Below are 18,989 nucleotides of genomic sequence, written 5' to 3' on the forward strand. Positions count from 1 at the left end.
CGAGGCACGCCTATTATGTACAAGAAACGTTACGAAAAACTCCAATCTCTGATGCAAGAGCATGGTTATGATATTCTTGCTTTGAATCCCGGACCTTCCTTGTTCTATCTCACGGGTTTGTCTTTTCACTTAAGTGAAAGGCCGGTGGTTTTACTGGTACCAGCAGGCTCCTCCCCAACTCTCATTCTTCCTAAACTTGAAAAAGAGAAACTATCTCAGAGTCAAATACCTCTTCAGGGTGTGTTTTTTGAGGACAATCCAGAAACATGGCAAAACGCATTCAATCAAGCAAGTGAACTCTTGCAACTTTCTCACAAGCGAATTGGATATGAAGCAGTGAGATTGCGTGCATTGGAGTTCTTCTTGCTCATGAAATCTGCGCCCAATGCTGATTTTCTTAACGCCGAGAGCATCATAGCCACATTGAGAATGAAAAAAGATGCAGAGGAACTAAACCGAATGCAAAAAGCCGTAGAGATTGCACAAAATGCATTATTGGCAACTCTGCCAATGATTAAACCAGGAAAAAGCGAAAAAGAAATTGCTTCTGAGCTCACAGCACAACTTTTGCGGCACGGTTCTGATCCTGAGTTTCCCTTTTATCCGATTGTATCGGGTGGGCCTAACAGTGCCAATCCCCATGCAACGCCAACAGAACGAACCCTGCGGACTGGGGATCTGCTGGTAATAGATTGGGGCGCCTCTTTTGAAGGATATGTTGCCGACCTGACACGCACGTTTGCTATTGGGAAGATTGATTCGGAGCTCCAAAAAATTGCTGAGGTTGTATTAAGAGCCAACGAAGAAGGGAAAAGAGTTGCCCATTCTCAGATTCCAATTGGTGAAGTCGATAAAGCCACCCGCAAAATCATCACGGACGCAGGGTATGGCGAATTCTTCACACATCGGACGGGACATGGCTTGGGTCTTGAAGGACACGAACCCCCTTATATCTTTTCTGAAAACAACCTACTCATTGAAGAAGGAATGACTTTTACAATAGAACCGGGGATTTACCTGCCCGGAAAAGGTGGAGTTCGCATTGAAGATGATGTTGTGATTACCCAAGAAGGCTGCTATTCTCTTTCTAATCTATCCCGCGAACTGGTGATGCTGTAATGCCCACAAATATTCTCCTTGTCGCAATCTCACTGTTCTTTTGGGGAATTGGTGAAGGGTTATTTTCTTACTTCCAACCCGTGTATTTACAGCAACTTGGCGCCTCTTCGGTAAAAATTGGGGTTATTTATGGCGCTTTAGGCATTGCGATGACGATTGCCCAAGCCCCGGCAGGATTTCTTGCTGACAAAATAGGCAATCGTCCGGTGATGTGGGCTTCATGGGTTCTGGGTAGCGCTTCAGCAATCGTCATGGCATTTGCAATGACGGAAAATGTGTTTATTGCTGGAATGCTATTGTATGGGCTAACATCTTTTGTTATTGCTCCAATGAACGCTTATATCACTAGCGTTCGAGAAAACTGGAGTATAGAACGTGCCCTGACCACCACTGCTATCGCCTTCAATTTGGGAATGATTGTGGGCCCCAAACTTGGAGGAATAATTGCAACTGCCAGTGGCATTAAGAGTATTTATCAGTACTCTGCAGGATTGTTTATCATCTCTACCCTGATCATTTTGTTTGCCAAGAAGCCTTCAGAAACAGAAACTCATCCAGAAACACAAAAATCTCCAAAGTTAATAGCCAATAGAAAATTTTTCGTCTTGCTGACATCCATAGGGATAAGCACTTTTGCTATGTACTTACCTCAGCCTCTAACCCCTAATTTCCTTAGTAACGAAGCCGGCATTTCTATCGGAGATTTAGGAAATTTGGGTACCATAGCCAGCCTTGGAAATGTCCTTATGGCTATGATTTTTGGTGGACTGAAGGGCCCAGATGGGTTTTTGGTTGGACAAATTTTAGGGATGATCTTTGCTTTTTCGTTTTGGCAAGGGCAAAGTGTTTATGCCTTTGCCCTGGGCTACCTTTTCATGGGTGGTTTTCGCCTCATGCGCTTAATGGGATTGGCTTTTGCCAGAACCTTGGTCCAAGCAAACGAAACCGGAACCGCGTATGGTTTAATTGAAACTGCCAATGGATTAGCGGCCTTCTTTGCACCAACAGTCGCCGGATTTCTTTATCAGCAATCCCCCAAGGGGATGTATCTTTATACCCTGATTTTGATAAGTGTGGTTTTTCTTATCAATCTTGTATTGAGACTGACTTTTCTAAGACCTCAATCAGGAACAATCGTCACCTCATCAACGTCTGTTTCGGAGAACTTGAGATGATTTTGGAAATAATCCCGTTTGAACTTGGACCTCTATCCAATAACACATACCTTGTTGCAGATTCGGAATCACATACCGCCATAATCATTGACCCTGCATTTGGCTCTTCTGCAGTTGTCAAAACATGTCTGGAGAAACAGTTAACTATCCAAGGGATTTGGATAACCCATGCTCATTTTGACCATATTGGCGGAGTAGAAGCCGTTCGGAAGCATTTTCCTCAGGCTCAAATCGCTCTTCACCCCCTTGACCAGAGCCTATGGCAAGACGGAGGAGGATCTCAACTTTTTGGTTTTCATATGAAACCGCTCCCTGCTCCAGAGGTTTTGCTTAACCATAAGCAAACTCTTCCTCTGGGAACCACTTTCTTTGAAGTTCTTCACACTCCCGGACATACTCCAGGACATGTTTGCTTTGTACTCCACTCCCAAAAAGTGGTTTTTACAGGGGATTTGATTTTCTATCGCGGTGTAGGAAGAACTGATCTACCAGGCGGAGATCCTAAACAACTCTATCAAAGCATCCGAGAACATATTTATACACTACCCTCAGATTACCATCTTTTCAGCGGGCACGGCCCCTCTACCACCGTTGAGGAAGAAAGGATCGAAAACCCCTACATCTCAGATTAAAATCACAAAAATAGCCCGCCATTACAGGCGGGCTATTTCTTTCAAGAGACTTATTTTGCGTAATCTATGGCTCGCGTTTCCCGAATCACTGTGACCTTAATTTGTCCAGGATATTGCATGGTCTCTTCAATCTTCTTGGCAATATCTCGCGCCATTCGTGTTGCCGCCAGGTCATCTACATCTTCAGGACGAACAATGATTCTGACTTCTCGTCCCGCCTGAATCGCAAATGACTGACTAACGCCTTTGAAAGAATTTGCAATTTCTTCCAAAGCACGCAAGCGCTTAATATACTGTTCCAAATCTTCACGTCTCGCACCGGGACGAGCGCCAGAAATTGCATCTGCCGCTTCAACAATTACCGCCTCAACCGATTCTTGCTCAACTTCATGATGATGGGACGCAATACAATTCACAACCTTGGGATGAACACCGTACCGACGGGCAAATTCAGCGCCCAACATGGCATGAGTACCCTCAGTGTTGTGATCCATAGCCTTCCCCAAATCATGAAGAAGCGCGCCGGCTTTACATACTTCTACATCAGCACCTAACTCTGAGGCAATGACTGCCGCCAAACGTGAAACTTCCACTGCATGGGCAAGTTGATTCTGTCCATAAGAAGTGCGGAATTTTAATCTGCCCAGCATCTTAAGAATTTCTGGGTGTAAACCAGCGACATTCGCATCAAAGGCGGCTTGCTGACCAGCCTCTTCAATTTCTTTTTCCACATTCCGTTGTTCTTCATTGAGGATTTTTTCGATATGCGCGGGATGGATTCTTCCATCGAGAATCAGGCGTTCCAGCGCCCGCCGAGCAACCTCACGTCTCACCGAGTCAAAGCATGAAATTGTGACGGCTTCGGGAGTGTCGTCAACAATCACATCCACACCTGCGAGTTGTTCAAAGGTACGAATGTTCCTTCCGTTTCTACCAACAATTCTTCCCTTCATTTCATCATTAGGAAGCGAAACAACAGAAGTGGTCACCTCAGACACATGTTCTGAAGCCACCCGCTGAATCGCATCGGCAATAATTTCCCGTGCACGTTTTTCTCCCTCAATACGCGCTTCAGTCTCAATTTGCCGAATTATGCGTGCCATGTCATTGCGGGCTTCCTTTTCCACTTCCTGTAAGAGAACTTCTCGAGCCTGCTCTTTGGTCATTTCAGCAATGCGTTGAAGTTCAAGCATCTGGTCGCTGTAGAGTTTTTCAATTTCATTTGCCCGTTTGTCAATAGCACTCTGTCGCTTATTTAACATTTGTTCACGTTGTTCAAGACGCTCCAGGCGATGATCCAACTCCGCTCTTCGCTTAGTTAACCGCTCTTCTTCACGAGCCAGTTCCTGACGTCTGCGACTCAGTTCCAGTTCCGCTTCCTGTTGGATCTTCAGAGCCTTATCTTTGGCTTCGAGTTGAATTACTCGTGCTTTTTCTGTGGCTTGATTAATGATGTTATCGGCTTTAGCATCCTGTTGCTTCCGGTATTCTTGTTGATATTTTTGAACGAGGAAATATACCACAGCAATTCCAAGTAGAATTTCAAGTGCCAGGACTACAAAAATTATCACCCATCCAGACTGTCCCATAATTCAAGTTCCTCTCTTCCATTGGATTTAGAGGAGCCACCAGAAACCTCTTGCCAAAGACGATAAGCCGTCTCCCGGGAAACCTCATAAGAAAAGCCGCGTCTGGCAAGATAGCCTATCATCTTTTGCAGAAACTGGCTTTTCTCTAAATGGATGATTCGTCTCAAGTATTTTTTTCCGGCGAGATAAGCAACTTTATCGTCTGGAAGAGATTCTGCCAGAACCTCTTGAACAATTTCGTCTGTCACCCCTTTTTGTCGAAGTTCCAAAGCAATTACTTTGCGACTTTTTTGGCGAAGAGCCTGCCTTTGCTCTGACCACATCCGGGCAAATTCGGCGTCCCCCACCAATCCACCTTGCTTGAGACGAGTAATCACACTTTCAATGACCGTCTCAGAAAAGCCTTTGGTTTGAAGTCGCCCTCGTAATTCCGCTTCTGATCGAGGTCGTACACTGAGCAATTGCAATCCTGATTGCATGGCTACTTCAATGGCGTCTTCTTGTTTTAACTGCTCAATCTTTTCATCGCTCAAGAATTGTCCCACCGTAAGCCATGCGGCGACAATTCTTGAGAGCGAGAAAGCAAATCGTTGATCAATAAAAACATTGATCCGTTGAGAATTGCGTTTTTGAGATTCCAGAGCAGTAATTACACCCGCCATTTAAAAGCCTGAAAGCCGCAAATTTGATTTGTGCGGCTTAAACCTTCGATGAGCACAATCAACGAGGAGTTGGGAACAGGATCCAGGAAAACAGAAACTAGCAGTTACATGTTTTCTGTTCAATATCCCGAATCAACCTGGTATCGGACAATAAGGTCCCTCGGACAATAAATCCAATTACCTGCATTTTATGGCCAAAAGACCTTCTGAACATTATCCTCAACCTAATTTAGTGCTTGTTTGTTTCTAAACACTCCCGTTGGAGTGGTCCAATTTCGAAAGGTTTAAGCCTCAACGCCTTTTCGGGTCAACCGACAAAATTTTCTAAAAATATTATACTTGAAAAAAGGGAAAATTGCGTATATAAAAACACATCAAATGTGTTACAGTGTACAGTTAACTGGCGAAATAGTATAAAATTAGGTCATGAGTTACACCCAAACTCCCCCCAAAACCGACCGTGAATTTTTGCACCAAAAGCAAGTACGCCAGCAAATCTTTCTCCCCTTAGTCATTGTGCTTTTGTTCATCCTGGCTTTAATGGGATTATCCATCCTTGGGGCATTTCAAGAAGGTGATTTAATCCATCATTTGGGAAACATCTCTTCAATACTTTTGATCAGTCCTCTGATATTGGCAAACCTTATTAACCTATTCTTGTTGATTATCGGTGTGAGGGCAATCAATCATCTACTCAGAAAATTACCTTTCTGGATGGAACATACACAACAAACCTTTCAGAAGATCGAGGAAAAAACACAGAGCCTCTGTAATGCTTTAGTCTCCCCTTTGATTAAAATTAATAGTCATCTTTCAACCTTAGGAACTTTAAAGAAAAAGAAAGGATTGTAAATATGGACTGGAAGAAGAGAACTCTTCTTATCGGAATTGTTGTAGGAGCAATTACGGGAGCAATTGGAGCCTTTGTACTCATTCAAGCGGGAGAAAAAACTGGGAACCCACCTAAACTCACCGCAGGAGATGGTGTAAAAGTAGGGGTGGGGTTAATGGCTGTCTTGCGCCTTCTTACGGAGTTAGGGTCGCGTTGATTCCCCTTCAATCCAATCACTATGGACTTTCCCATCAGCCCATTGAGATTTATTATCGTTGGTCAATTAAGAAAGACCTTCATTGCCTTACCCAATGAAGAATTTGTTGAGAACCAACCTGGGGGAAATGCAATCTACGCTGCTGTAGGTGCTGCCGTTTGGGAAAAAGACATTGGAATCGTGGCTCGCGTAAGCCAGGATTTTCCAGAAGAATGGCTTCAAACGCTCAAACGTTGGAATTTTGACATTCGTGGTATTCAACGATTGAATGAAATTATTGATCATCGAGAATTTTTTGCATACCAAAATCCTGCATTTGAAGAATCCGAGAACCCGGAAGTCTACCTCACCAATTTAAACCGTCCTTATCCCAGGGAATTGATTGGCTACAAAGCCAATCCCGGTTTGCTTGACTCACGAACCAAACCAGGGGCATTTACTGTACGCAGTCATGACATTCCCTCCGAATACCTGGATGCTTTGGCAGTGCATATCTGTTCAATAGATTACCTCTCCCACATTCTTTTACCAACAACCTTTCGGCAGGGACAAATTAATACCATTTCTCTGGATGCCAGCGCAGGATACATGGACCCCGCCTTTGAGGACGACCTTCCCTTACTGGTAAATGGATTGACTGTATTTCACACCAGTGAAAAGAAAATCTCTCGGCTCTTTTCAGGAAAAACCGGAAATTTGTGGGACATGGCAGAATGGATTGGTTCCATGGGATGTGAACTCGTTGTTATCCGTCGGGGAGTCCAGGGGCAATATCTATACGAAAGTTCTTCTCATAAGAAATGGATCATTCCCGCATATCCTTCTAACGTACGTTGCCCCGTTGGAGCGGGAGACGCTTTTTGCGGAGGATTCCTGGTGGGATATTACACCACCTATGACCCAATTCAAGCGGCTCTTCAAGGAAGTATTTCTGCTTCGTTTGTGGTTGAGGGAACTGCCCCCTTTTATGCATTGGAGGCTTTGCCTGGACTGGCACGAGCCCGCTTAGAAGTGCTCAGAGAACGAGTGCGCCAAGTATGACTATAAACCTTGCGGAAATTTATCAAAAGGTCATTGAAGATACCTGTACCATTCAGCAAATCCCCGCTCCTACATTTCATGAGCAGAAAAGGGCCGAGTTTCTATCCTTGAGATGGAAAGAAACTGATAATCTAATGCCAGAAACTGACGAAGCAGGGAATGTCCTTGTTTTTCTGCCCGGACAGCTGGACAAATTTCAGGTTGTTATCTCTGCCCATATGGACAGTGTTTTTCCTCTGGATGTGCCACTTCATTTCAGGCGAGATGGTAACCGCATCTATGGTCCAGGCATAGGCGACAACGCTTTAGGTTGTGCTACTTTATTGAACTTGCCCCTGTTAATAAAAGATATTCCTTCGCCACGCGGTAATATCTGGTTGGCCGGGACAACAGGCGAGGAAGGATTGGGCAATCTTAAAGGAATGAAGGCTCTTCTTTCCCGTTTTCATGATACCCCAACGATTTACATCTCCCTGGAAGGCATGGGGTTAGGATGCATTCTTCATCGAGGTTTAGGGGTAAACCGCTACAGAATCGAGGTGCACACGCCAGGCGGTCACTCATGGACTGATGCTGGTTCTCCATCAGCAATCCATGAAGTGGTTCGCCTGTCCCGGAAACTTCTAGACCTGCCACTTCCTCTATCACCACGCACCACCCTTAACATCGGTACGATTCAGGGTGGAACCTCCATAAACACAATTGCTTCTCATGCAGCAATTGAAGTGGATGTGCGTTCTGAGATGTTGGACACCTTGAAGAGAATGGATGAGCTTATTCTGGATACTGCTCGTCGTTTTGAAACCGATTCGGTTGAAATCAGTATTTCTTCAATAGGGCATCGTCCTGCGGGAAGCATTTCTGAGTATCATCCTCTGGTAAACTTGCTGGAGAGAATTCTCTTACACCTGAACATATCCCCGAGACGAGAGATTGCCTCTACCGAAGCCAATCTCCCGCTAAGTTATGGGATTCCTGCTGTCACCATTGGAATTACAAGTGGAGCAAAGGCGCATACTCTGGAAGAATACATCGAATGTCAGCCTATAGAAAAAGGGTTGTTGCAGTTATTGCAACTGATTAAGCAAATCTGGGAAACCAGTATTTTTAGTTCGTGAGGGGTTTGAATGCATCCTCTGGCTGAGAAAGTACAACAAGCCTTAAACGCTTTAGGATATTCTGGTAATGTTCAGGAATTGCCCGCCAGCACTCGCACTGCCCTGGAAGCAGCCCAAGCGTTGAACTGTGAGATAGGACAGATTGTAAAATCGCTGGTATTTATCTTTTCCGGAAACCATCAGCCCATCCTGCTACTAGTCAGTGGAAAGAATCGGGTAGATGAAGCAAAAGTGGGATTTGTTCTGGGAGATGAAATCAGAAAAGCCACTGCCCAGGAAGTCCAGCAAATCACAGGCTTCCCCATCGGGGGAGTACCTCCAATTGGACACCTGCAGATTCTTCCTGTAATTTTTGATGAGGATCTCCTTCACTTTGAAATTGTTTGGGCGGCGGCGGGTACACCCAATTCCATTTTTCCAATTTCCCCTACCCTTTTGAGAGACATTACCCATGCCAGAGTGATGTCCGTTAAGTAAAAAGGACTGGCTTTTGAACACCAGTCCCCTGATTGAGGCTGTTTTCAGCACAGTTTATGTGCCTTCTTCCCAGGAATTGAGGTATTGAACCTGTTCTGGGGTAAGGGTGTCAATCTCAATCCCCATGGACTCAAGTTTAAGTCGGGCAATTTCCTGATCAATCACTTCAGGTACAGAGTACACCTTCTTTTCCAACTCAGCGTGATGCTTGAGCATGTACTCCACGCTCAAAGCCTGATTGGCAAAAGACATATCCATAACGCTTGCAGGATGTCCTTCTGCTGAAGCCAAATTGATAAGACGGCCTTCACCGAGCAAGTAGATTCTGCGGCCATCTTTCAGAGTATATTCCTCTACAAATGGACGGACCAACCGCTTTCCCTGGGAAAGTTCTTCCAATGCTGGAATGTTGATTTCAACATTGAAGTGTCCGGAATTAGCAACAATTGCCCCGTCCTTCATCAGTTCAAAATGATGACGGTCGATGACGTTGATATCTCCAGTTACGGTACAGAAAATATCCCCAATTTTTGCTGCTTCGGTCATGGGCATCACACGATAGCCATCCATCACCGCTTCCAAGGCTTTCAAGGGATCCACTTCCGTAACAATCACGTTTGAACCCATACCGCGTGCGCGGCTTGCCAAGCCCCGTCCACACCAACCATATCCTGCAACTACAAACACTTTTCCGGCGAGCAGAACATTGGTAGCCCGCACAATCCCATCAATAGTAGATTGCCCTGTCCCATACCGGTTGTCAAACAAGTGCTTGGTGAGGGCGTCATTCACCGCAATAATCGGAAATGCCAGGGCCCCATCTGCTGCCATTGCACGAAGGCGGATCACTCCAGTGGTGGTCTCTTCGGTACCCCCCAACACATTGCTCAGCAAATCACGTCGTTCCTTATGCAAGGTACTGACCAGATCAGCACCATCATCCATGGTCAAATGAGGTTGATGATCAAGCGCAGCACGCAGGTGCTTGTAATAGGTAACGTTATCCTCCCCTTTAATGGCAAAGGTGGGAATCTCAAACACATTAACCAAAGCCGCCGCTACATCATCCTGAGTAGATAATGGATTCGAGGCAGTCAGGACTACATCGGCGCCTCCTGCTTGCAGGGTTCTCATCAAATTTGCTGTTTCAGTGGTGACATGCAAACAAGCCGAAATTCTTACACCAGAAAGAGGACGTTCCTTTGCAAAACGTTCCCGTATGGAGCGTAAAACGGGCATCTCCCGTTCAGCCCATTCAATGCGTAACCGCCCACCTTCTGCCAACTTGGGATCTTTGATATCAAATCCAGACATTGTATCTCCTTATTAACTCTTCGAATAATCTAAATTTTATGTGCAACTTTTGATTTTAGCAGGATATCCAGTTTACCACCATCATCAAAATTCTGGCGGTACCGGGCAACAAATTCCTCAATGGTATACGAATGTTCTTGTGGTCCCTTTACTTCCAGGCAATACGCGGCGGCAACTGAACCCATTCTTCCACAAGTCTCCCAATCCAATCCCAGGCTATATCCCCGCAAGAATCCTCCTCTGAACGCATCGCCTACCCCGGTGGGGTCTAATATTTGTTTTGGAGGAACTGCCTCCACATGGTATCTTACGCCATCGGCATAGATGTCCGCCCCTTTTGCTCCCAAGGTTACCACCACAAAACCGACTCGTTGGATAATTTCTGCTGCAGAGAAACCAGTATGCTTTTGAAGAAGCCCAAATTCATACTCATTCACGAACAGGCTATGGGCTCCATCTACACCTCGACGTAATTCCTCACCGCTTACTCGTACAACCTGCTGACTGGGATCATAGACATATGCAATTCCCAATTCTTTACATTCCCGGACATATTGATCCATTGCCAGCGGATCATTCGGGGAAATGATTACAAGATCGGGCTTGGAAGTAATGTCACGCAAACTAAGTCTGGAAGCAAATGCCATTGCGCCAGGGTAAAAACTGGCAATTTGATTATTGGCTTGATCGGTATTAGCAAAAAACGAAGCCGTGTACAAACCAGGAATTTCCTTAATCAGGCTGGTATCCACACCGTGATTTTCTAACCACGTCCGGTAATCTCCAAAGTCTTCCCCCACGGTAGCAAGTACAGAAGGCTTTTCACCAAGCAAGGCAAGAGTGTAAGCGATATTCGGAGCAGTCCCCCCACGCTGACGAACCATCGAATCTACCAGGAACGAAAGACTGATAGTCTCCAGCCTTTCAGGCAAGATATGATCCCGAAAAAATCCGGGAAAAGTCATCAAATAATCATAGGCCACCGAACCTGTGACAACAATTTTCAACTTCCACCTCTCATGTTTAACTCAAAATTTGGCGTAAATTTTCTTCAAAAGGTGGATAAACTACACCTTTCTCTGTAATTATTGCTGTAAGTAGGAAATGAGGGGTAACATCAAACGCCGGATTACGCGCTTTTGCCCCTTTTGGAACGACATTCTCTCCTTTGTACTGAATATCCAACACCTCATCCGCTGATCTTTCCTCTATAGGAATGGATTCGCCAGCGGGGATGGATAAATCAACAGTACTTATAGGTGCGGCACAATAAACTGGAACTCCATTGGAATGAGCAGCCAAAGCCAGCATGTATGTACCAATCTTGTTCGCTACATCCCCGTTAGCAGCAATGCGATCTGCGCCAAAAAACACTTTTTGTACTTTTCCTGTTCTCAGAAAATATCCTGCTGCCCCATCTACAATAATTTCATAAGAGATCCCATATTGCTCTAATTCCCAAGCAGTCAACCGAGCCCCTTGTAATCGTGGGCGGGTCTCATCCACCAGAACGTGAATATGCTTTCCCTGCTGATGCGCCATACGGATGCACCCCAGGGCAGTTCCCCAATCTACCGTGGCTAACGCTCCGGTATTACAATGATGAAGAATCACATCTCCGTTCTGAATCAGTTCTGAGCCAAAAAGGGATATTTGATAGTTAATGGCTATATCTTCCTCGGCGATTCGCAACGCTTCGGCAAGGATGAGCTTTTTAAGTTTTTCAATATCTTCAATGGGACGCTGAAGAATCGTCTGTATCCTGTTCAATGCCCAGAACAGGTTCACAGCCGTCGGTCGGGATGCGCGCAGGACTTTATCTGCCTCATCTAAATATCTGCGAAAACCTTCCCAATCATTATACTTGGAATGAATTGCCGCCAAAGCCATTCCCATCGCCCCGGCGACACCGATTGCGGGGGCACCACGAATCACCATATCGCGAATCGCATTGGCAACTTCATGATAGTCTACGCACTCCACCATTTCCAAACGCTGGGGTAAGCAGCGCTGATCTATCATTCGGACAACTTTTTTGGTTTCATCCCACTCTATTGAACGCATGGTTCATTCCAACAGGCATTTTAATAGGGCTTTGCCATGTTTCCTTAAAAGGCAAAACCCCACTGTTCACTTCAACCGTCAAAGTTTAACATGCCTTTCCGGGTTTGTCAAAGTTTTCTCATTTTCCTTTTACCAAGATAGGGTATAATTTGCACGCGTTTCAAATCTCTAAAAGGAGTATGCTATGCCTATTCGACTTGGTGTACCTGAACTGGTTCTCATTCTGGTCATCGTCATTCTCCTCTTCGGGGTAGGACGAATCGGAAAGATCGCTGGTGAACTCGGGTCTGGTATCCGTGCATTTCGTGATGGGCTAAAAAGTCCTGAAGAAAAAGCCGAAGAAAAGAAACCGGAAGAGAAAAACGAATAATTCCTTCCAGAAAGTCTTAAAACTATGCTCCCAGAAGGCATTCATCGCCCCGTCAAAGTTGGTATTGTTGGAACGGGCAACGTTGGAGCCACATTTGCTTATGCGTTGCTACTCTCTGGCTTGGCAACGGAGATTATCCTCATAGACAACAACCGGGCACGGGCAGAAGGAGAAGCCATGGATTTAAACCATGCTGCTCCACTTGCCCGCCCGGCTCGTGTTTTTGCCGGGGATTATTCCGACCTTGCTGGTGCTGTTGTGACAGTAGTCACCGCCGGAAGTGCCCAGCGGCCTGGCGAGACTCGATTAGACCTTGCAGGTCGAAATGCTGAAATTTTCCGAAGCATCATTCCCAAAATCACCCAATTCAATCCCTCCGGAATCATCCTCATCGCGACAAACCCGGTAGATATTCTTTCGTATGTTGCATGGAAACTTTCTGGGTTGCCGCACAATCAAGTCATTGGCTCGGGCACAATTCTGGATACAGCAAGATTCAGATACTTGTTGAGCGAATACTTTCAGGTTGATCCGCGAAGTGTACACGCTTATATCATCGGCGAACACGGAGATAGTGAAGTTCCTGTCTGGTCGTTAGCGAACATCGCCGGCATGCGTCTGCCTGTATTCTGCACCCGAAATAATTTTGGATGCATTGACCACGAACTAGAAGAGATTTTCACTCAAACTCGCGATGCCGCCTACCACATCATTGAACGAAAGGGCGCCACTTATTATGCAATAGGCGCGGGGTTGCTTCGTATCGTTGAGGCAATTATTCGAGACCAGAGTACTGTACTTTCCGTTTCGAACCTGATTCAAAACTACTACGGCATCAATGATGTATATCTGAGCCTGCCATGTGTCATTGATCGAGGTGGCGTAGAAAGGGTAATCTACCTGGAATTAAACGATGAGGAAGCAATTGGGTTAAGGAAATCAGCCTCGGTCCTGAGAAAAATGATTGAAGATTTGGGCTTTTAGAGCCTGATAAAGAACTCCCTCGCGGCAACTACATCGCGAGGGAGTTTTTTGTTAATTGACCTGGGCTACCCAGATTTCATAAGGTTCAAAAACCCAGTCCTGGTTCTCACGGGAACGGGAACAGAACAAAGTATGTAACCTGTCCTCTTCCAGATATTTCTTCATCTTGCGCTTTTTATTCGACATATTCAGAACCACCAAACAAGTTTGTTCCTCTGATTGTCTCAGGAAAACCAGGCAGTCCTTATCTCTTCCCAGTTCATGATAATCCCCAGCAATCAATGCCGGATTTTCTTGACGCACACGGATTATCTCACGATAGAAATGAAGCAGAGAATTGGGAGTCCTTTCCTGGTCCTCAGCATTTACACCCTGGGCATAGTTTGGGTTTACAGGAAGCCAGGGTTCCACTGATTCTGGAGAAAAACCGCCATTGGGCTTGTTTGCCCACTGGAAAGGTGTGCGACACTTATCTCGACCGCGTCTGGCAGCGATCAACGGAGCCTCTTCTGGGGAGATCAGATCCGGATGTTCTCTGGCTAATTTCAAGAAAAACAGAGCGAGCAAATCACGGAATCGAGACTCATCCGTAAACAAATAATCGCTCATCCCGATTTCTTCCCCATTGTAAAGAAATGGAGTGCCTTTTAGGGTTAAGATCAATGCCAGGTTCACACGAGCAATCGCCTCGTCATGCTCCTCATCTCCATACCGGCTGAACATTCTGGGGCTATCATGGTTTCCTAAAGTATTACAGGGCCACGCCTTTGCTGGTAATGCCCCCAGGCGTTCTCGCTGATTCTTCCTCACCCAGGACGGGGTAATAAACCGGGTACGCATGAGAGGGAAGTTAAAATTCAGATGGAGTTCATCCTCACCATTCCCATAGAAGCGAATATCATCCGTTTCCCCCACCAGCACTCTGTCAGGAAACTCATCCACCACCTGACGAAGTTCCTTCATCAGGTCATGGACTTCTGGGAGATCCACCTGATAAGAATACATTTTTTCCCAGAGCTTTCCCACCCGACGATGATCCTGAGGGGTCTTAGCCCGATACCCCATCAAGAATAATTCTTCCTGGGTAATTCCTGACTGCTGATCGCGTAAGTCTTCCACCTCATAGATAGTTCCTACAGCATCGAGGCGAAAACCATCTACTCCCATTTTCAACCAGAATCGTACAGCATCCCACATGGCTTGCTTGACTTCAGGGTTGCGCCAGTTCAAATCAGGCTGTTGTTTAAAGAAGAAATGGTAATAATACTGCCCGGTATTCTCGTCCCATTCCCAAGCCGAACCGCCAAAGGTGGAATACCAATTATTGGGTGGACCGCCATTTTTTCCATCCTTCCAGATATACCAGTCCCGCTTGGGATTATCACGGCTGGAACGAGACTCAATAAACCAGGGATGCTGGTCAGAGGTGTGATTTAAGACCAGATCAAGAATAACCCTGATATCCCGGCGATGGGCTTCTTCGAGAAACTTACCAAACAGGTTCAAATCTCCATATTCGGGAGCAACATCACAATAATCTGCTACATCATACCCACAGTCAAAGAGCGGGGACGGGAAATGCGGAGAGATCCACAAACCGCCCACCCCTAATTCTTTTAAGTAATCCAGTTTCTCAATCACCCCGTAAAAATCGCCGATTCCATCTCCATTCCCATCGGCAAAACTACGAGGATAAATCTGATAAAAAACCACTTTTTGCCACCACTTCAAATCCGCAATGCGAGCCATGATGCTCCTCCTTCATAAAATGGAATGACCACAAACAGTGAAATTATAAACGCGAACCCGGAATTGAGAAAATTTCTATTCTGAAAGAGTTTCCAGAATCTCTCCCCTGATTCGGTCTCCTTCAACCTCTACCAATTTCACTCGACTGAAGCGATTCCACAACTTTTCTCTAGATAACGAAACTACCTTAATGTAGTGATCTGTTAAACCGTGCAGATTCCACCCCAATGGTCCAAGGGAGTCCGTAGATTCCCACAAGACAAGAACTTCTTTTCCCAAAAATTGCTTCAAGTAATTTTGCGCAGATTCCTGAACAACTTCCCTTATTCGAGCATTGCGCAATTTGCGAATTTCCGGAGGCACCGGATTGGGTAATCGGGTAGCAGCCGTACCGGGCCGGTCAGAGTAAGTAAAGACATGACCACCAGCAAACCGCATACGCTCAACAAAGCGCAGACTTTCCTCAAACTCCTCTTCTGTTTCACCCGGGAAACCTACAATGATATCTGTGGTAATGGCTACGTCGGATATCCATCTACGCGCCTGATTCACCAGAGTCTCAAATTGTTGGGGGCTGGTCTTCCTTGCCATGCGCCTTAATGTCGTGGCACACCCGGATTGCAGAGGTAGATGTAAATGCCGGCATAATCGCGAATCTTCCCACAATGCAAAGAAGCCCTCATCAAGATTCCACGGCTCGAGCGACGAAAGGCGCAAGCGAGGAATATCGCTTTCCTGCAAAATGACTTTGATTAAATCCCGTAAGTGCATTTTAGGAGTAAAGTCCTGCCCCCATGAACCAAGATGCACCCCGGTTAAGACAACCTCTTTTGCACCCCCCGCCTGAGCAATGCGTATGTCGGAGAGCACTTCGGCAATGTTCCTGCTTCTCCCTTTTCCCCGAGCCAAACGGGTTACACAAAAGGTACAGTGATTATCACACCCATCCTGCACTTTAATAAATGCCCTGGTACGGGCATGTAATCCCGGCAATGGCTCACGAGCCAGTGGCTCAATATCAAAAACCTCTGTGGGAATACCTAACACCGTAGAGACAAGCGTGTCTTTTTGATCATTCAGAAACACCCGATCTACCTTAGGCAGAGACATCGCCCCAACTCGATCCAGAGTTGCCCAGCAACCAGTAACAGCAATTTTCCCGGATGTATATCGGGCGGCTTGGCGAATCTTCTGACGGGAATCAGAAGCGGCTTCGGCTGTCACAGCACAGGTGTTTACCACTACCAAATCCGCTTCTGAAGGGCTGGCTACAATCGTATGACCTGCCGCACGAAATTCGAGAGCAAATTTTTCAATCTCGCTCTGATTTAAACGACATCCAACTGAATCCAAGAAAATTCTCATGCGCTAAGGTTCTTTCACAATAAAATGATCAAATAAAATATCAACTCCAGGTTCTGATAAAGCACCTGCTATCAAACCAACTTTCCCCTGGATATCATCTACCTCTTGAACATCAAACAATCTCTCACCATCCACATAAAGCAACAAGTGCCCTTGCTTGCAAATCGCTCTTAACTGATAGGTGCTTCCTTTTTCAAGCAAACCGTCATTGTATTTTAACTGGTCTTGTCCAATTAAACTATAGTTTTCTCCGTTCTTCTTCAACGCTCCAAAATACCCATCACTGCTCACCAGTAACATATAAAAACGATTATGGTTCTGGTAGCCGCAAATGACCCCAAAAGAGTTATTGACCACAGTGTTTTGGAGGGTGGCTTGCACCTGAATCTCAGCATTTGAAAAATCTTTCCCCGCGACAGTCCATAGATCTGTATAGGGCTTTCTGACAAAGATTCGTAAACCACCCCGGGTATATTCGATCACCCCGTCTTCGCTGTTCAATATTCCCCAATCATTCCCGGGCTCTGAAAAATCGTCCTGGAATAACACACCATCCTGCTCCGCTTGATGGTCTGCCTGAAAACAACCCACAAGGCTGAGAAAAACCAATACTCCCAAAATCAAGGTTCGTAGTTTTATCATGGTTCATTCTTTGTCAATAAAGGCACCTGAAAATATCTTTCCAGCAATCTGGCAGCAATCAGTTTTGTTTCTTCCTGAGATGCGAACAAAAAGACATTTTCCAACATTTTTTGCGCTTCCCCCAAGCGATTTTCCTGAAGGTAAAGTTGACCAAGAGCGAGAAAAGCCTCTGCATGCGAAGGGTTTAGTTGTAAGGTACGAACCCAGAAACGTTCCGCACTGGCAAAATCCCCCTGCTTAAAGAGAACATCTCCCATCACCTTGTGAGCATCAGCATCCAAAGGGGATAACTTCAAAGCCTCTCTGGCAGAAAACAAACCTTTCCCAGACACATCAAAATCGTAGGTTACACAAAATTGCGCTAAAGATTTCCATACTAAGGAATTATCAGGATCCAGGGAAGTTGCCTGTTCATAATAAGAATAGGCTTCAAACAGATTGCCACTTTTTGCAGTTAATCTTCCCAACTCAAGATACCAGATAGATTGTTCAGGTTCGATTTTTAATACCTGTTGCATCTCTTCAATTGCCTGTTCCAGATTTCCCTCTCTCGATAGATAAAGACTGTATAAGACCCTGGAAATGACCGATCGGGGGTTGAGCGAAATTGCCCGCTTTAAGTCGTCTTTCCCGGTAGTGTCAGACAATTCGAGTTTGGCTTCTCCAAGAAATGCCCATGCTTCTGCATAGACAGGTTGAATTTCCACCGCTTTCTGCAACGCCAAACGCGCTTCCTCGTATTCCCGCAAGTTTATTAAAGCCCTTCCCAACAAGGTAAGGCGATAAGCATGATTTTGATTAGAAAGACTCAGCGCATTAACTTCCTCAAGAAGAGATACAACTCTTTGATATTCAGGTTGTATCTGTGCCGCCTTTTTTATGCAATTAATCCCTTCGTGATAATTCTCGACAATCCGAAAAAGCCCCCACTGGTATAGAACGAAGGGTTCTTCAGGACACTTTTCATTCCATTTTTCCAGGATAGCAAGCCAATCTTGAAAAGAAAGATCCCTCTTCGTGTCAGCATATTTTGACAAAAACTGACAGTTGGCTGGCAATTCAATTTGCATTAAGATTTGCACGGCATCTTCTTTTTTGCTTTGCCTGAGCAGTTCCTTTACTAAAATTTCTTGTCCCTGGCTTGAAATAAACCCCTGACGGTAGGCCGCCCATAGATACTCAAAGGCTAAGACATCATCTCCACGCAGAAAGGCTCCTACCCCCAACGGTTCGTAAATATCCTGACGCCATGGATGGCGTTGAAAAATATCCCGGAGTGCCTCACCTTGAACCAAGTACCCATGATCCTGTTGAGCCCTTCTGGCAATTTCCCAGTCCTGGCGATCTCGCCAGTCAGAAGGGAAAGGTGCCAGAAGAACAAGGAGCAAGGATAACAGGAACAAACGAAGGCTTACACTCTTATCCAGAAAATTCATCAAAAACATTATAGCCCGATTACCTCTTCCGCTTATTGGGAAAACTTCCACTCAAAGGGATGGGTCATAAATTGGATTGAAAATAGCCAATAATTCACCCTGTTTCGGGCTTTACAGTTAATAACCAGATTGTATAATCTTGCCAATTTTATAAAACTTCAGCAATTGTATGAACAGCCATCTTTCCCACGCTATCAAGAAAG

At 45.5% G+C, this 18,989-nt stretch carries 19 protein-coding genes; 10 read left to right on the plus strand and 9 right to left on the minus strand.

What is annotated here, in order from left to right:
• The first annotated feature begins 15 nt into the window (after positions 1-15).
• From ANT_RS08045 to ANT_RS08055, 3 genes are read left to right on the plus strand one after another with little or no spacing between them, the layout of a single operon-like run.
• Complete coding sequence (locus tag ANT_RS08045; RefSeq protein WP_013560013.1) at positions 16-1,119, plus strand: M24 family metallopeptidase; 1,104 nt, start codon at positions 16-18, stop codon at positions 1,117-1,119.
• Positions 1,119-2,294, plus strand: a complete 1,176-nt coding sequence (locus ANT_RS08050; protein WP_013560014.1) for an MFS transporter — start codon at positions 1,119-1,121, stop codon at positions 2,292-2,294. Before ANT_RS08045 ends, ANT_RS08050 begins: the two co-directional genes overlap by 1 nt.
• Positions 2,291-2,926: an MBL fold metallo-hydrolase gene (locus ANT_RS08055; protein WP_013560015.1), complete on the plus strand. Its 636-nt coding sequence runs from the start codon at positions 2,291-2,293 to the stop codon at positions 2,924-2,926. Before ANT_RS08050 ends, ANT_RS08055 begins: the two co-directional genes overlap by 4 nt.
• Before the next feature lie 50 nt (positions 2,927-2,976).
• On the opposite strand, the gene rny is transcribed toward ANT_RS08055, so the two are convergent.
• Positions 2,977-4,515 carry a ribonuclease Y gene (rny, locus tag ANT_RS08060; protein ID WP_013560016.1) on the minus strand — a complete coding sequence of 513 codons (1,539 nt, stop codon included), beginning with the start codon at positions 4,513-4,515 and terminating at the stop codon, positions 2,977-2,979.
• The gene (locus ANT_RS08065) at positions 4,494-5,177 is read right to left on the minus strand and encodes a regulatory protein RecX (RefSeq protein ID WP_013560017.1); all 684 of its coding nucleotides are present in this window, start codon (positions 5,175-5,177) and stop codon (positions 4,494-4,496) included. The genes rny and ANT_RS08065 overlap by 22 nt, the downstream gene beginning before the upstream one ends.
• A gap of 426 nt (positions 5,178-5,603) precedes the next feature.
• On the opposite strand from ANT_RS08065, the gene ANT_RS08070 reads away from it, so the two are divergent.
• The 5 genes from ANT_RS08070 to ANT_RS08090 are packed head-to-tail and all read left to right on the plus strand — an operon-like array spanning position 5,604 to position 8,862.
• Positions 5,604-6,029 (plus strand): hypothetical protein, encoded by a 426-nt coding sequence (locus ANT_RS08070; protein WP_013560018.1) that lies wholly within the window; start codon positions 5,604-5,606, stop codon positions 6,027-6,029.
• Positions 6,030-6,031: 2 nt separating this feature from the next.
• A complete protein-coding gene (locus ANT_RS08075; RefSeq protein ID WP_013560019.1) occupies positions 6,032-6,226 on the plus strand; it encodes a hypothetical protein in 195 nt (64 codons plus the stop codon).
• A gap of 21 nt (positions 6,227-6,247) precedes the next feature.
• Positions 6,248-7,267, plus strand: coding sequence for a carbohydrate kinase family protein (locus tag ANT_RS08080; protein WP_013560020.1), 1,020 nt, complete (start codon positions 6,248-6,250; stop codon positions 7,265-7,267).
• Positions 7,264-8,385, plus strand: coding sequence for a M20/M25/M40 family metallo-hydrolase (locus tag ANT_RS08085; RefSeq protein ID WP_013560021.1), 1,122 nt, complete (start codon positions 7,264-7,266; stop codon positions 8,383-8,385). The genes ANT_RS08080 and ANT_RS08085 overlap by 4 nt, the downstream gene beginning before the upstream one ends.
• Before the next feature lie 9 nt (positions 8,386-8,394).
• Positions 8,395-8,862, plus strand: a complete 468-nt coding sequence (locus ANT_RS08090) for a YbaK/EbsC family protein (RefSeq protein ID WP_013560022.1) — start codon at positions 8,395-8,397, stop codon at positions 8,860-8,862.
• Between the two features lie 54 nt (positions 8,863-8,916).
• Here the strand turns inward: ANT_RS08090 and ahcY are convergent, their stop codons facing one another.
• Genes ahcY through mtnA form a run of 3 tightly spaced genes read right to left on the minus strand, consistent with a single transcriptional unit; the run spans position 8,917 to position 12,240 of the window.
• Entirely contained in the window at positions 8,917-10,176 is a 1,260-nt protein-coding gene (gene ahcY, locus ANT_RS08095) for an adenosylhomocysteinase (protein WP_013560023.1), read from the minus strand.
• A 29-nt stretch (positions 10,177-10,205) separates the two neighbouring features.
• A complete protein-coding gene (locus ANT_RS08100; RefSeq protein WP_013560024.1) occupies positions 10,206-11,183 on the minus strand; it encodes a carbohydrate kinase family protein in 978 nt (325 codons plus the stop codon).
• A gap of 16 nt (positions 11,184-11,199) precedes the next feature.
• The gene (gene mtnA / locus ANT_RS08105; RefSeq protein ID WP_013560025.1) at positions 11,200-12,240 is read right to left on the minus strand and encodes an S-methyl-5-thioribose-1-phosphate isomerase; all 1,041 of its coding nucleotides are present in this window, start codon (positions 12,238-12,240) and stop codon (positions 11,200-11,202) included.
• Between the two features lie 184 nt (positions 12,241-12,424).
• Between mtnA and ANT_RS08110 the strand changes: the two genes are divergently transcribed.
• Both ANT_RS08110 and ANT_RS08115 read left to right on the plus strand, forming a co-directional pair.
• The gene (locus ANT_RS08110) at positions 12,425-12,610 is read left to right on the plus strand and encodes a twin-arginine translocase TatA/TatE family subunit (protein WP_013560026.1); all 186 of its coding nucleotides are present in this window, start codon (positions 12,425-12,427) and stop codon (positions 12,608-12,610) included.
• A 24-nt stretch (positions 12,611-12,634) separates the two neighbouring features.
• Positions 12,635-13,594 carry an L-lactate dehydrogenase gene (locus tag ANT_RS08115; RefSeq protein WP_013560027.1) on the plus strand — a complete coding sequence of 320 codons (960 nt, stop codon included), beginning with the start codon at positions 12,635-12,637 and terminating at the stop codon, positions 13,592-13,594.
• A gap of 51 nt (positions 13,595-13,645) precedes the next feature.
• On the opposite strand, the gene ANT_RS08120 is transcribed toward ANT_RS08115, so the two are convergent.
• From ANT_RS08120 to ANT_RS08135, 4 genes are all read right to left on the minus strand, one after another.
• Positions 13,646-15,343 carry an alpha-glucosidase gene (locus ANT_RS08120; protein ID WP_013560028.1) on the minus strand — a complete coding sequence of 566 codons (1,698 nt, stop codon included), beginning with the start codon at positions 15,341-15,343 and terminating at the stop codon, positions 13,646-13,648.
• 75 nt (positions 15,344-15,418) lie between these two features.
• A complete protein-coding gene (locus tag ANT_RS08125) occupies positions 15,419-16,696 on the minus strand; it encodes a MiaB/RimO family radical SAM methylthiotransferase (RefSeq protein WP_172634596.1) in 1,278 nt (425 codons plus the stop codon).
• 15 nt (positions 16,697-16,711) lie between these two features.
• Positions 16,712-17,350 carry a hypothetical protein gene (locus ANT_RS08130; protein WP_013560030.1) on the minus strand — a complete coding sequence of 213 codons (639 nt, stop codon included), beginning with the start codon at positions 17,348-17,350 and terminating at the stop codon, positions 16,712-16,714.
• Positions 17,347-18,786 carry a tetratricopeptide repeat protein gene (locus ANT_RS08135; protein WP_172634597.1) on the minus strand — a complete coding sequence of 480 codons (1,440 nt, stop codon included), beginning with the start codon at positions 18,784-18,786 and terminating at the stop codon, positions 17,347-17,349. Before ANT_RS08135 ends, ANT_RS08130 begins: the two co-directional genes overlap by 4 nt.
• Positions 18,787-18,989: the final 203 nt, after the last annotated feature.

It is taken from the genome of Anaerolinea thermophila UNI-1 (assembly GCF_000199675.1).
Classification (GTDB): Bacteria; Chloroflexota; Anaerolineae; order Anaerolineales; family Anaerolineaceae; genus Anaerolinea; species Anaerolinea thermophila.

Bases quoted from the DNA above. Each gene is read 5' to 3' on its own strand.
- ANT_RS08130 (WP_013560030.1), bottom strand. From the start codon at position 17,350: ATGATAAAACTACGAACCTTGATTTTGGGAGTATTGGTTTTTCTCAGC.
- ANT_RS08110 (WP_013560026.1), top strand. From the start codon at position 12,425: ATGCCTATTCGACTTGGTGTACCTGAACTGGTTCTCATTCTGGTCATC.
- ANT_RS08080 (WP_013560020.1), top strand. From the start codon at position 6,248: ATGGACTTTCCCATCAGCCCATTGAGATTTATTATCGTTGGTCAATTA.
- ANT_RS08065 (WP_013560017.1), bottom strand. From the start codon at position 5,177: ATGGCGGGTGTAATTACTGCTCTGGAATCTCAAAAACGCAATTCTCAA.
- ANT_RS08085 (WP_013560021.1), top strand. From the start codon at position 7,264: ATGACTATAAACCTTGCGGAAATTTATCAAAAGGTCATTGAAGATACC.
- ANT_RS08055 (WP_013560015.1), top strand. From the start codon at position 2,291: ATGATTTTGGAAATAATCCCGTTTGAACTTGGACCTCTATCCAATAAC.
- rny (WP_013560016.1), bottom strand. From the start codon at position 4,515: ATGGGACAGTCTGGATGGGTGATAATTTTTGTAGTCCTGGCACTTGAA.
- ANT_RS08115 (WP_013560027.1), top strand. From the start codon at position 12,635: ATGCTCCCAGAAGGCATTCATCGCCCCGTCAAAGTTGGTATTGTTGGA.
- ANT_RS08120 (WP_013560028.1), bottom strand. From the start codon at position 15,343: ATGGCTCGCATTGCGGATTTGAAGTGGTGGCAAAAAGTGGTTTTTTAT.
- ANT_RS08135 (WP_172634597.1), bottom strand. From the start codon at position 18,786: ATGAATTTTCTGGATAAGAGTGTAAGCCTTCGTTTGTTCCTGTTATCC.
- ANT_RS08075 (WP_013560019.1), top strand. From the start codon at position 6,032: ATGGACTGGAAGAAGAGAACTCTTCTTATCGGAATTGTTGTAGGAGCA.
- ANT_RS08050 (WP_013560014.1), top strand. From the start codon at position 1,119: ATGCCCACAAATATTCTCCTTGTCGCAATCTCACTGTTCTTTTGGGGA.
- ahcY (WP_013560023.1), bottom strand. From the start codon at position 10,176: ATGTCTGGATTTGATATCAAAGATCCCAAGTTGGCAGAAGGTGGGCGG.
- ANT_RS08090 (WP_013560022.1), top strand. From the start codon at position 8,395: ATGCATCCTCTGGCTGAGAAAGTACAACAAGCCTTAAACGCTTTAGGA.
- mtnA (WP_013560025.1), bottom strand. From the start codon at position 12,240: ATGCGTTCAATAGAGTGGGATGAAACCAAAAAAGTTGTCCGAATGATA.
- ANT_RS08070 (WP_013560018.1), top strand. From the start codon at position 5,604: ATGAGTTACACCCAAACTCCCCCCAAAACCGACCGTGAATTTTTGCAC.
- ANT_RS08045 (WP_013560013.1), top strand. From the start codon at position 16: ATGTACAAGAAACGTTACGAAAAACTCCAATCTCTGATGCAAGAGCAT.